This window comes from Streptomyces sp. NTH33 (assembly GCF_003236365.1).
Classification (GTDB): domain Bacteria; phylum Actinomycetota; class Actinomycetes; order Streptomycetales; family Streptomycetaceae; genus Streptomyces.
The window spans coordinates 1-11,996 of sequence record NZ_POTZ01000207.1 but is presented as its reverse complement, the minus strand read 5'-3'; the positions used below and the strand labels follow the sequence as shown (position 1 = coordinate 11,996).

At 70.9% G+C, this 11,996-nt stretch carries 13 protein-coding genes and 1 pseudogene; 8 read left to right on the top strand and 6 right to left on the bottom strand.

What is annotated here, in order from left to right:
* From C1I97_RS20130 to C1I97_RS20105, 6 genes and pseudogenes are all read right to left on the bottom strand, one after another.
* Positions 1-240 (bottom strand): annotated as a pseudogene (locus C1I97_RS20130) (hypothetical protein); the annotation flags it as partial.
* A gap of 63 nt (positions 241-303) precedes the next feature.
* On the bottom strand, positions 304-819 hold the full coding sequence (locus C1I97_RS20125; RefSeq protein ID WP_111004615.1) for a SigE family RNA polymerase sigma factor: 516 nt from the start codon (positions 817-819) through the stop codon (positions 304-306).
* Positions 820-1,011: 192 nt separating this feature from the next.
* Positions 1,012-2,706: a chitinase gene (locus tag C1I97_RS20120; RefSeq protein WP_258382655.1), complete on the bottom strand. Its 1,695-nt coding sequence runs from the start codon at positions 2,704-2,706 to the stop codon at positions 1,012-1,014.
* 181 nt (positions 2,707-2,887) lie between these two features.
* A complete protein-coding gene (locus C1I97_RS20115; protein WP_258382654.1) occupies positions 2,888-3,286 on the bottom strand; it encodes a hypothetical protein in 399 nt (132 codons plus the stop codon).
* A 13-nt stretch (positions 3,287-3,299) separates the two neighbouring features.
* Positions 3,300-3,863, bottom strand: a complete 564-nt coding sequence (locus tag C1I97_RS20110) for a hypothetical protein (RefSeq protein WP_111004612.1) — start codon at positions 3,861-3,863, stop codon at positions 3,300-3,302.
* Between the two features lie 42 nt (positions 3,864-3,905).
* Complete coding sequence (locus tag C1I97_RS20105) at positions 3,906-5,468, bottom strand: hypothetical protein (protein ID WP_111004611.1); 1,563 nt, start codon at positions 5,466-5,468, stop codon at positions 3,906-3,908.
* A 360-nt stretch (positions 5,469-5,828) separates the two neighbouring features.
* Here C1I97_RS20105 and C1I97_RS20100 point away from each other — a divergent pair, with 360 nt between their 5' ends.
* The 8 genes from C1I97_RS20100 to C1I97_RS20070 all read left to right on the top strand — a co-directional run bounded on the left by C1I97_RS20100 (position 5,829) and on the right by C1I97_RS20070 (position 11,917).
* Entirely contained in the window at positions 5,829-6,641 is an 813-nt protein-coding gene (locus tag C1I97_RS20100) for a hypothetical protein (RefSeq protein WP_111004610.1), read from the top strand.
* Between the two features lie 67 nt (positions 6,642-6,708).
* Positions 6,709-7,416, top strand: coding sequence for a Flp pilus assembly protein CpaB (gene cpaB, locus C1I97_RS20095; protein ID WP_111004609.1), 708 nt, complete (start codon positions 6,709-6,711; stop codon positions 7,414-7,416).
* A gap of 13 nt (positions 7,417-7,429) precedes the next feature.
* Positions 7,430-8,683: an AAA family ATPase gene (locus C1I97_RS20090; protein WP_111004608.1), complete on the top strand. Its 1,254-nt coding sequence runs from the start codon at positions 7,430-7,432 to the stop codon at positions 8,681-8,683.
* Positions 8,680-9,096: a TadE/TadG family type IV pilus assembly protein gene (locus tag C1I97_RS20085; RefSeq protein WP_258382653.1), complete on the top strand. Its 417-nt coding sequence runs from the start codon at positions 8,680-8,682 to the stop codon at positions 9,094-9,096. Before C1I97_RS20090 ends, C1I97_RS20085 begins: the two co-directional genes overlap by 4 nt.
* 38 nt (positions 9,097-9,134) lie before the next feature.
* Complete coding sequence (locus C1I97_RS41590) at positions 9,135-9,275, top strand: hypothetical protein (protein WP_258382657.1); 141 nt, start codon at positions 9,135-9,137, stop codon at positions 9,273-9,275.
* The gene (locus tag C1I97_RS20080) at positions 9,254-9,559 is read left to right on the top strand and encodes a TadE/TadG family type IV pilus assembly protein (RefSeq protein ID WP_258382656.1); all 306 of its coding nucleotides are present in this window, start codon (positions 9,254-9,256) and stop codon (positions 9,557-9,559) included. The genes C1I97_RS41590 and C1I97_RS20080 overlap by 22 nt, the downstream gene beginning before the upstream one ends.
* A 62-nt stretch (positions 9,560-9,621) precedes the next feature.
* Entirely contained in the window at positions 9,622-10,959 is a 1,338-nt protein-coding gene (locus C1I97_RS20075; protein WP_111004605.1) for a CpaF family protein, read from the top strand.
* A 16-nt stretch (positions 10,960-10,975) separates the two neighbouring features.
* A complete protein-coding gene (locus tag C1I97_RS20070) occupies positions 10,976-11,917 on the top strand; it encodes a type II secretion system F family protein (protein WP_111004604.1) in 942 nt (313 codons plus the stop codon).
* The last annotated feature ends 79 nt before the right edge of the window (positions 11,918-11,996 follow it).

Sequence of the window (11,996 nt, the reverse complement as noted above, 5' to 3'; positions counted from 1 at the left end):
GGGGAGGAGCAGGGCCCCGCCCAGCCCGACGAGCGCCACCGCGGCGGCCGTGCCGGCGACGGCGGTCCGCCGCCGCGAGCGCATCCGCCGCCCGTGCGCCTCGCCGCGGGCGGCCAGGTCCTGCCGGTCGGTCCCGTCGGCTCCGAACGCGGTGCCGGTGCCCCGCAGGGCGTCGGCGAACCGTTCCTCGAAGGGGTCGGGCTCGTGGTCGTGGTCGTGGTCGTGGTCTGCAACAGGCATGACGAACCGCCGTCTCCGCAACGTTGGTTGATGATCGATGATCCGGTCGTGGGCCGGAGCGGGTCAGGACCTCGCGTACTCGCCGAGGGAGTCGCCGAGCAGCACGCGCAGCCGGGCGAGGGCGCGGACGCAGCGCGTCCGGACGGCCGCCGAGCTGGCGTTCAGCACCGCGGCCGTCTCCTCGATGCTGCGGTCCTCCCAGTAGCGCAGGACGACCACCGCCCGGTCCTTGGCGGAGAGTTGTCCGAGTGCTTCCAGGAGGGTCAGCCGCAGCGGCGCGTCGCCGCCCGCCTGCGGCTCGGGCACCTCGGGGAGCACGTCGGTGGCGCGCTCCCTGCGGCTGCTGTGGCGACGCCGGTGGGCGAGGAAGACGCGGGTGAGGACGGTCTGGGCGTAACCGGCCGGGTTGTCGGCGCGGGAGGCCTTCTTCCAGTGGACGTACACCCGGCCGAGGGTCTCCTGGACCAGGTCCTCGGCGAGATGGGTGTCACCACCGGTGAGCAGACAGGCCGAGCGGTACAGATGCCCGGCCCGCGCCGCCGCGAACTCCGGAAAACCGTTGTCGCGGGTCTTTCTCATGCGTTCCCCCGTGCCACCTGTCGTTCGGTCCGTCCGTCCGTACCCTCTCGCCTCTTTGATGCGCTGGACCCACCGGAATGTTTCACGGCGGTTCCGGACTGTTTCCACGGCCCGAGGACGACGGGTGCCGCGTAAGCGCACCTCTGTGGCTTACGCGGCACCCGCCGCCCGTGTCTCACTTCGGGACGCGTACTACGGCAGTGCGTGCACGTGCGGGCCCACCGTGTTCGACCAGGCGTTGCCGGCCGAGGCGTCCCAGTTGGTGGACCAGGTCATCGCGCCGCGCAGGTCCGGGTAGGCCTTGGAGGGCTTGAAGGAGCCGCAGTTGGTGAGCTTCGTCAGGCAGTCCAGGGCGTTGTTCACGACTGTGGGTGAGACGTAGCCGCTGCCCGCGCCGCGTGGGGAGGCGGGGACGCCCAGGCCGACCTGGGAGGGGGCGAGGCCGCCTTCCAGCTGGATGCAGGCCAGGGCGGTGAGGAAGTCGACCGAGCCCTGGCTGTAGACCTTGCCGTCGCAGCCCAGCATCGAACCGCTGTTGTAGTACTGGGTGTTGACGACCGTGAGGATGTCCTTGACGTTCAGCGCGGTCCGGAAGTAGCCGGCCGACGTGGACTGCATGTCGATCGTCTGCGGGGCCATCGTGATGATCAGCGACGGGCCCGCCTTGGCCGACAGGGAGCGCAGGGCCTGCGTCATGTAGGTGGCGTTCAGGCCGTTCTCCAGGTCGATGTCGACGCCGTCGAAGCCGTACGTCCGCATCAGGGAGTACACGGAGTCGGCGAAGTTCGTCGCGGAGGCGGAGTCGTTCACGGCGACGGCGCCCTTCTCGCCGCCCACCGAGACGATGACCTTCTTGCCGGCGGCCTGCTTGGCCCTGATGTCCGCCTTGAACTGGTCGACGGTGTAGCCCTTCAGGCCGGCCGTGTCGAGGGTGAAGGTCACCGCGCCCGGCGTGCTCGTGGCGTCGGCGAAGGAGACCGCGATGATGTCGTACTGGGACGGGACGTCCGAGATCCTCTGGACGGCCGCGCCGTTGTCGAAGTTCTGCCAGTAGCCGGTCACGGCGTGCTTCGGCAGGCCCGTACCGCCACTCCCGCCGCCGGCCGTCGTCGTGCCGGTCACGGTCGCCGACCTCGCCGACTCGCCCGCCGCGTTCGTCGCCGTCACCTGGAAGGAGTACGAGGTGGAGGCCGCGAGCCCGGTCACGGTCGCCGACGTGCCGGTCACCGCCGTGACCTTCGTGCCGCTGCGGTAGACGCTGTAGCCGGTCGCGCCCGAGACCGTGTTCCAGACCAGGGAGACGGACGAGGACGTCGTGCCCGTCACCGTCAGGCCGCCCGGTGCCGCCGGGACCGTCGGGGCCGGGTCACCGCCGCCGCCCCCGTCGGGGCCGAGGACCGAGACGTCGTCGGCGTAGTACGCCGCCTGCCCGTACCAGCCGTGCAGGTACACCGTCACCGAGGTCGTCGAGGAGCCGGTGGTGAGGGTGGTCGACAGCTGCTTCCAGCCCGCCGAGTCCGGCGTCCACGTCGACACGTCCGTCGTGCCCGTGCCGGTCGCGCCCAGGTAGGTGTAGCCGCCCTGCACCCAGGCGCTCAGCGTGTACGTCGAGTTGGGCCTGACCGCCACCGTCTGGGCGCACCTGGCGTTGTCCTGCCCGGCCGGCGTGGCCTTCAGCGCGGCGGAGCCGCCGTGCACGGGGGAGGAGACGGTCGTACCGCTGCCGGCCGAGCACGTCCAGTTGCCCAGGCCCGACTCGAAGCCGGCGTTCTTCGCGTTGTTGACGTCCGCCGCCGCGGCCTGGCCGGTGACGGCGAAGGAGAGGGCGAGGGCGGCGGTGACGGCTCCCGACCACAGGCGCAGCCGCCGTCTGCCGGGTCTGGGCATGCCTGATACGCGGTCCACTGGGGCCTCCGGTGGGGGAGAGGAGGAAGGGGAGGACTGACTGGCGAACGGTGGCCACCGCCTGGTGGTACAAGTTGGTCCAGACCATTTCTGTTGTCAAGAGGTCCAGACCAAATCGGGCCCGTCGGCTTCGCGGTGCCAACCTCCCTGCCGTATGGGCCGGTTACGGGTGCGTCTCCTCCCGCCACCGGTCCAGCAGCATCCCCACCGCGCACCCCGCCAGCAACACCCCCGTCGACATCCACAGGGCCAGTGACGACAGGCCCGTACGCTCCCACCGCAGCGACACCGTCAGCAGGTGCGCCGCCACCGGCACCGCGCACGCCGCCACCGCGTGCCGCGCCGGCACCTCCCGCCACGGCGCCGGGTGCACCCGCGCCGCCGCCCAGGTCGCCAGCACGACGCACACCAGGTTCGGCAGGTGGACCAGGGCCAGCGCCGCGCCGAACGAGCCGACGCCCCGCGGGCCGACCAGGTTCTCGTACACCACCGTCATCTGGACGTACTCGGTGACGACGAGCACGACCACGCCCGCCGCCCAGGCCCGGACCAGCGGTATCACCGCGCCCCCACTGTCATTGCACTTGCACCGAATCGACGATCTTCTTCAGGTCCGCGGACGGCAGCGCGCCCCGCGCCGCGTCGATCCGCACCGCGAACGTCCGGCCGTTGGAGTCCAGGCCCGTCAGGATCACGCCCTTGATCGGCGTGCCCTTGGGCGGGTTGCCGTCCTCGCCGGTCGAGGTGAAGGTGAAGTCGATGCGCTTGGCGTGGTCGGTGTCGGCCAGCTTCACGTCCTTCTCGCCCTGCACCTTCGCGCCCATCCGGATGCCGGCCTCCGCGGCGATGGCGGCCTGCTCGACCGAGCGCGCCTGGGTGAAGTCCAGCTGAACGGTGATCATCGACACCGTCCGGCCCGACTCCTCGCGCACGGCCGCCGCCGCGTTGTACTTGCTGCGCTCGGCCGCACTCTGCTCCACGTACCCTCCCGGGCCCTGGGGGTACGACACGGAGACGCCCCTGGTCTTCAGGGTGCCCCAGCCCTCGGGGACGGAGGCCGTGTGCGTACTGCGGTTTCCGCAGCCCGTGAGGGCCACCACGGCGGCGAGCAGGCCCGCGGTCAGCGGTCGTGTCCTCATCGGCGTGCCCTTCTGTCGGCGGGATCGGTGAGATCGGCGGATTCAGTTCGCACAGTAGCTGTAGGGAACGTAGGACCGGCTGTCGCCGTTCGGCGCGCCGAGGAACTGCGCGTTCGTCAGCGTCTCCGCCTTCTTCTCGGTGCCGACCGACAGGCCGAGGCTGAGGCCGAGGTTCAGCTCGAAGCCGAACTCGGCGGCGTCGACCTGGCCGGTGTACGTCATCCTGCTGGACGTGCCCTTGTCGAACATCAGCCGGCCGAAGGGGTCGTCGGCGCCCGGACGCCGTGTCGGCGCGTGATCGTCGAACATGTACCGGAACGGCGTCGCCAGCTGTTCGTCGGTGCCGGTCAGCCACTGCTCGGCGACGGCCCGGTCGTGGTCGCCGGCGGGACCCGGATCGAAGCTCAGGGAGCTGGTGACGACCTGGATGCCGGTGCCGCTGTCGGTGCCGTTCGCGCTCACGCCCGCGCCCCGCTTGTCCTTGCCCGACTTGCCGTTGTCGCCGCCGAGCCCGGCACCGTCCCGCTGCCCGCCCTGCTCGACGGTACGGGTCATGTCGATGCCGACCAGCTTGCCGGTGGCCTTGTCGTAGGTGACGGTGAGGGTGCCGGTCCGGCTGGTGGAGGCCGAGGCGTTGCCGCTGAGCGGGCTGGCCTCGTAGCTCGCGTCGGTGCCGTACTGGAGGGAGGAAGAGTACGTGTACGACTTGGTGTTCGCGTAGGCGTTGTCGGTCCAGGTGACCTGGGGGGTGTAGGAGAAGGTGCCGCCGAGCGCGGCGCTCAGCTTCTTCTCGTCGCCCGCCGAGATCTTCAGACCGGCCGCCGCGGAGGCCTCCAGGCTCACCGTGCCGTAGGTGATCCTCCGGTTGTCGCCGAGGTGCTCCCTCACCCGTTTCCCGGTGTCCTCCTCGTCCTTCAGGGGGCCGGTGCCGAAGAGGTGGAGGATGCTGTCGCCGAGGCTCGCCTCCGCGCCGCCCGGCGACTGGCGCCGCATCCGGTACATCTCCAGCTTCTCGATGTCGTCGCGGAACCTCCGCGCCTCCTCAGGGCTCTCGAACACCCAGGTGTCCCCGTTGGTGACCTTGATCCCGGCGCCCAGCTCCACCTTGTCGGTGCCGAGCTTCCCCATCTTCACGCCGGGCTTGAAGTCCTTCTTCGCGCCGACGGAGGCCGCGTCGGTGAAGGTGAGGTGGACCAGCTCGTCCTGGTCGTCGACCTTGCCGTCGTGGTTGACGTCCGTGTGCGCCTTGAGGTGCTGCTCCTGGAAGCCGTACTCCTTGCCGATCTCCCAGAAGGCGATCTTCGCTGTGGAGCCCGCCTTGTCGGTGACCGCCGAGATCTGGCACAGCGGCGGCTCGAAGTCCGCGTCGGTCAGCGGCCGGTGGTCCGCCTGCCCGGTCCCGGTGCCGCAGTCGCCGCCGCCGGTGACCTTGCAGATCTCGGCGGAGATCTTCTCGTGGATGTTCCGGCCGATGCCGGTGGCGGAGATGCCGAGCACCACGGCGACGGTGACCACGACCATGCCCAGGTACTCGGTGGCACTCGCGCCCGAGTCGTCGTACCGGTACGTCCTGTGACACGTCCGTCTGCCGCCCCCGCCGGCCATACGGTTCCCCTCCTCGCACAGTGGCAAGCGCCTTTCCGGGCGGCGAGCGTAGGTGCGAAGGGAGCCGGGAGGCGTGGGTCCGGGGACCCAAATGCGGGCCCATGGTCAACCGGCTGTGCAGGGCCCACGCTTCTGGGTTGCGGGAGGAGGCTCAACCTGCCCCGTTTTGACATGACTTGCGCGAGAAGAGTTGCGACTCAGGTACAGAATCGCTGTTCTCCGGCCCCAGAGGCGTGGATACAGTGCTGAGGTAGTCACGCAGCGAAGTCAACTCGGCCCGCCTGAGGAGCGACGACGGGCCGACAGGCGTCAAACGGGGAGCAGCGCGTGTCAACTGCCATTGCTGTGACGAGCGCCGACATGGCGCTGCCCGCGCAGGACGAACGGACCGTGCCCGCCGTCGTCCTGCAGGACCTGGACCGGCAGCCGCTCGAGCAGGCGCTCGACGGGATGCAGGCGCTGATCGACCACCACGGGCATGTCGTCGTCGTGTGCTCGCGCGCCGTCCCCGACGGGGTCGAGCGTCGGCTGCACACGATCCGCTCCTTACTGGAGAGCGACCGCATCGCCCTGTTCCGGCCCGACCTGCCCCCGCTCGGACTCGCCGTTCTCGCCCGCCAGTTGCGCCAGCTCGCCTCCTGCGACCTCAGCCCCGGCGTGCTCGCCTCGGCCGCCCGGCTGCTCACCCACTACCTCCACTCCGGCGCCGTCCTGGGCTCCGTCGCCCGCCTCGACCGCGTCCCCGTCGACCTCAGGGCGCACGCCAAGTCCTGGGTTCCCGGCAGCCAGTTCGGCGTGATCGCCCACCCCGAGCCGCAGCTCGTCAGGATCGGTCCCGAAGCCACCCTGACCGGACCGGACTTCGGCACCTGGATGCTGCTCGCCAAGGGCCGGCTCCAGTCCGACTGGGCCGGTACCGTCCTCGCCCCGGCCTGGAACGTGCAGGGGCTGCGCGAGACCGCCCTGCCGGCCGAGTCCGCCGCCTGGTGGGGGACCGGAAAGCTGATCGAGTTCTGTACCTACCTGCCCGACCTGCCGGTGCTCTACCAGCTGGTCACCTCGGTCCGCCAGGGCGTGTGCCACTGGTGCGGCATCGACGTCATCGGAGACCGCTGCGTCTTCTGCTCCGCCACCCCGCCCCCCGCCCGCGAGAGCCCGGCGCCCACCGGGTGAGTCCTGGACCGCCATCCGATCCCGCTCGACTCAAGCCGACCGACACCCCCATGAGGTTGCAGGGTTCATGAACTCCCGTCAGCGCCGCGGCGTGATACTCCTGATTCTGTCCGTCATCTGCGCCCTCGGCGCGTTCGCGGGCGTGCTCTCCGTCATCAGCGACGTGAAGTCCAAGGTCGGCCCCGAGGTCACCGCCTACCAGCTCAGGACGAACGTGCCGCCGTACACCGCGCTGAACACGGGCCAGTTCGAGAAGGTCAGCATGCCCAAGCGGTGGCTGTCGCCGAACGCCGTCACCGACCTCGCCCAGATCCAGGGCAAGATCGCGGTCACCACCCTGCGCCAGGGCTCCCTGCTGCAGAGCGACATGATCGTGAACCGGCCCGCCCTGCAGCCGGGGCAGCAGGAGGTCGCCATCATGATCGACGCGGCGACCGGTGTGGCCGGCAAGATCACGCCGGGCTCCACGGTCAACGTGTACGCCACTTTCGGCGGGCAGCGGCAGGGAGACCCCGCCCAGTCCAAGATCATTGTGACCAACGCCAAGGTCCTGGACGTCGGCAGGATCACCGCGCTGCAGCCGAACGCCGACAACAGGAACCAGCAGCCCACCGACGCCGTCCCCATCACCTTCGCGCTGTCCGCCATCGACGCCCAGCGCATCACCTACGCCGAGTCGTTCGCCCAGCGGGTCCGGCTCGCGCTGGTCGCTCCCGGCAGCGACACCAGCGTCCCGGCCAAGGACCGGACCTACGAACTCGCGAACGACAAGTGAGAGGCCCGCACGCATGCCCACCAGGATTCTCCCGGCAGTCGGCGACGCGGACGCGGCCCGGTCCGTCGTCACCCTGCTCAGCCAGCTCCCCGACGCCGAGCCGGTGCCGCCGGTCGCCGACTCCACCCAGCTCGTCGACACCCTGGCGCGCCTGGCCGCCGAGTCCGTCGACGAGCTGCCCGAGATCGTGGTGGTGCACGAGCGGATCGGCCCGGTCCCGGCCCTGGAGCTGATCCGCGAAGTGGCCCTGCGCTTCCCGGCGGTCGGCGTCATCCTCGTCACCTCCGACGCGAGCCCCGGCCTGTTCTCCGCCGCCATGGACTCCGGCGCGCGCGGCCTGGTGGCCCTGCCGCTGAGCTACGAGGAACTGGCCAGCCGCGTGCAGGCGGTGGCCCAGTGGTCGGTGGGCGTACGACGCCATCTCGGCCACGGCGGTGACGTGTTCACCGGGGCCGGCGGACGCGTGGTGACGGTGAGCGGCGCCAAGGGCGGGGCGGGCGCCACCCTCACCGCGATACAACTCGCCCTCGCCGCCCAGGCGTCCGGCCGCAGCACGGCCCTGGTCGACATGGACCTGCAGACCGGCGACATCGCCTCCTACCTGGACGTCCAGTTCCGCCGCTCGGTCGTCGACCTCGCCGCCATCACCGACATCTCCCCGCGGGTCCTGGCCGACGCCGTCTTCCGCCACGACACCGGACTCGCGCTGCTGCTCGCCCCCGGCGAGGGCGAGCGTGGCGAGGAGGTCACCGACCGCGCCGCCCGACAGATCGTCAGCGCCCTGCGCTCCCGCTACGAGATCGTCGTCCTGGACTGCGGCGCCCAGCTGAGCGGGGCGAGCGCGGCGGCCGTGGAGATGGCCGACACCGCCCTGCTCGTGACGACCCCGGACGTGGTCGCGGTGCGCGCCGCCAAGCGGACCGTACGGATGTGGGACCGGCTGCAGATCCGCAAGGCCGAGGAGACGACGGTCGTGGTCAACCGCCACAGCCGCGGTACGGAGATCCAGCCGCCGCTCATCCGGAGGATCACCGGCACGGCGGTGGCGGGAACGGCGGTCCCCGCGAACTTCAAGGAACTCCAGGGCGCGGTCGACGCCGGCCGCGTCCACGAGCTGGACAACAGGAGCACGGTCAAACAGGCCCTGTGGGGCCTCGCGGGCGAACTCGGGATCGTCAAGGCGCCCGAGGGCGGCCACAAGGGCGGCCGGCTGCGCGGCGACCGCGGGTCGGTGAGCTTCCGGCGGCGCAGGGAGACAGAGGGATGAGGATGCGGACAGGCACAGGGGCGAGGTGGTTACGGCGACGGCTGGGATCCGACAGCGGGCAGGTCGCCGTCGAGTTCCTCGGCATGACGCCGACGATCGTCATCACGCTGGTGCTGCTGTGGCAGTGCGTGCTCCTGGGATACACGTACACGCTCGCGGGGAATGCTGCGGACGAGGCGGTACGGGCGGCGACGGCGGCGCACCGGGGCAACAGGGCCGCCGCCTGCCGAGAGGCGGGGCTGGACGAACTGTCGGACGCGTGGAGGGGCGGAGCGCGTGTGGACTGCGGGACGAGCAACGGCTACGTGACGGCCGACGTCGGACTGAAGGTGCCCGTCCTCTTCCCCGGCCTGATCGGCTTCCCGGTCCCGGTGACCGGCCACGCCGGTGCCGTCGAGGAGGTGACGGACTGACATGCCGTACGACCTCGGACGACGCGCCTGCGGACGACGTGCCTGCGGACGACGTGCCTGCGGGCGAGGCGATCGCGGGCGAGGCGATCGCGGACGACGTGATCGTGGACGACGTGATCGCGGACGAGGTGACCGCGGCCAGGTCGCCGTCGAATACCTGGGGTTCATCCCGGTTCTGATGCTGGTCGCCATGGCCGTCATCCAGATCGGCCTGGTCGCGTACACCGCTCAGCAGGCGGGGACGGCGGCCCGCGCCGGGGCGCGCGCGGCCTCCCTCAGGCAGAGCTCCGAACAGGCCTGCGCGGACGCGGTCAGCAGCTGGCTGGCGGACGGCACGAGCTGTCCGGCCTCGTACGGCGGCAAGGAGGTCACCGTCACCGCCGGCGTCCGCATCCCCTCGATCGTCCCCGGCTGGGACTTCGGCCGGGCCCACAGGACCGCCACCATGCCGCTCGACCACTGAACGAGGCACAGACCGAACAAGGCACAGACCGAACGAGGAACGGACCGAGGAGCACCGGACCCATGAGCCTCCGCGCACGCATCAACTCCCCCGAGGAGAAAGGCAGCCGGGGCGAGGACGGCCACATGGTCGCCTCCTACCGGGCGAAACTGCTGGAGGAGATCGACCTCGCGGAGATGAGCTCGCTGGCCGCCGCCGAGCGCCGGGCGCGCCTCGAACGGGTGCTCGGCCACATCATCAGCCGGGAGGGCCCGGTCCTGTCGACCGCGGAGCGCTCGCAGCTGATCCGCCGCGTGGTCGACGAGGCCCTGGGCCTGGGCATCCTCGAACCACTCCTCGAGGACGCCTCCATCACGGAGATCATGGTGAACGGCCCCGACGCGATCTTCGTCGAGCGCGGCGGCCGGGTCGAGCAGCTGCCCCTCCGCTTCGCCTCCCACGACCAGCTGATGCAGACCATCGAGCGGATCGTCTCCACGGTCAACCGCCGCGTGGACGAGTCCAACCCGATGGTCGACGCCCGCCTGCCCTCCGGTGAGCGCGTCAACGTGATCATCCCGCCGCTCTCCCTCACCGGCCCCACCCTCACCATCCGCCGCTTCCCGCGCTCCTTCACGCTCCAGGAGCTGATCGGCTTCGGTTCGCTGGACGAGCACATGCTGTTCCTGCTGGCCGGTCTGGTGCAGGCGAAGTTCAACATCATCGTCTCCGGCGCCACCGGCACCGGAAAGACCACCCTGCTCAACGCCCTGTCCGGCCTGATCCCCGAGGGCGAGCGCATCATCACCATCGAGGACTCCGCCGAACTCCAGCTCCAGCAGTCCCACGTCATCCGGCTGGAGTCCCGGCCGCCCAACGTGGAGGGCCGGGGCCAGGTCACCATCCGCGACCTGGTGCGCAACTCACTGCGCATGCGCCCCGACCGCATCGTCGTCGGTGAGGTCCGCGGCGGCGAGTCCCTGGACATGCTCCAGGCGATGTCGACCGGCCACGACGGCTCGCTGGCCACCGTGCACGCCAACAGCGCCGAGGACGCGCTGATGCGTCTGCAGACCCTGGCCTCCATGTCCGACGTGGAGGTCCCCTTCGCCGCCCTGCACGACCAGATCAACAGCGCCGTCGACGTGATCGTCCAGCTCACCCGCTTCGCCGACGGCGCCCGCCGCGTCACCGAGATCGCCCTGCTCGAGAGCCACGGCAGCGAGCCGTACCGGCTGGCGACCGTGGCCCGGTTCGCCGCGCGGCCCATGGCGGCCGACGGCCGGATCCACGGCGCCTTCGAGTACCACCCGCTGCCGCGCCGCACCGCCGAGCGCCTCTACATGGCGAGCCAGCCGATCCCCCAGGCCTTCGGTGTCGCCCGGTCCGCAGACCAGCTGGCCACCCGGGAAGCCGGATAGACAGGCAGGAGCCGCCATGGATCTGAGCACCCTCATCACCCTCACCACCGGCGTCACCCTGCTGACCTGCGTCCTCGCCGTCATGGGCCTGCACGCCCACACCACGGGCAAGACCCGGCGGGCGGCCCTCGTCGACCGGCTCTCGCAGACCGGCGAGGTCACGGTCGGCCGCAGACGCCGCTTCCGCGCCCTCGACCGCCGTCTGCGCCGTACGAAACCGGGCCGCAGGCTGGAGCTGAAACTGGCCGCGACCGGCCTGGACGTCACCCCCGGCGAGTTCTTCGTCCACATGCTCGCCGCGGTGGCCGCCCTGTGGCTGATCGGCCAGGCCGCCCTGGCCCCCTTCTTCGGCCCCCTCGCCGGACTGCTCGGCGTCTGGGCGGCCGTGCAGTTCCTCAACTGGCAGCGGCAGAAACGCATCGAGAAGTTCATCAACCAACTCCCCGAACTGGCTCGCATCCTGGCCAACGCCACCCAGGCGGGCCTGGCCCTGCGCACCGCGATCGGCATGGCGGCGGAGGAGCTGGAGGCCCCGGCGGGCGAGGAACTGGGCAAGGTGGCCCACCAGCTGGCGCTGGGCGCGTCGATGGACGACGCGCTGGGGGAACTCGCGGACCGCCTGCCCTCGCGCGAGCTGGTGGTCCTGGTCACCACCCTGGTCCTGTCCAACCGGGCCGGCGGTCAGGTGGTCGGCGCCCTGCGCAACCTCACCGAGACCCTGGAGGAGCGCAAGGAGACCCGCCGCGAGATCCGCACCCAGCTCTCCCAGGTCAACATGACCTCCTACGCCGTGCCCGTGCTGGGCGTCGGCGCGCTGTTCCTGATGAACGGCGTCAAGGCCGGCGCCCTGGAGCGTATGACCGGCTCCCCGTTCGGCCAGGCGGCGGTGATCATCGCCTTCGCGCTGTACGCCGTCGGCTTCGTCCTCATCCGCCGCCTGTCCCGCATCGACGTCTGAGGAATCCGAAGGACCGGAAGGAGGGGACAGGACGATGGCACTGCTGCTCGCACTGGTGATGGGCCTGAGCGTCTGGGGC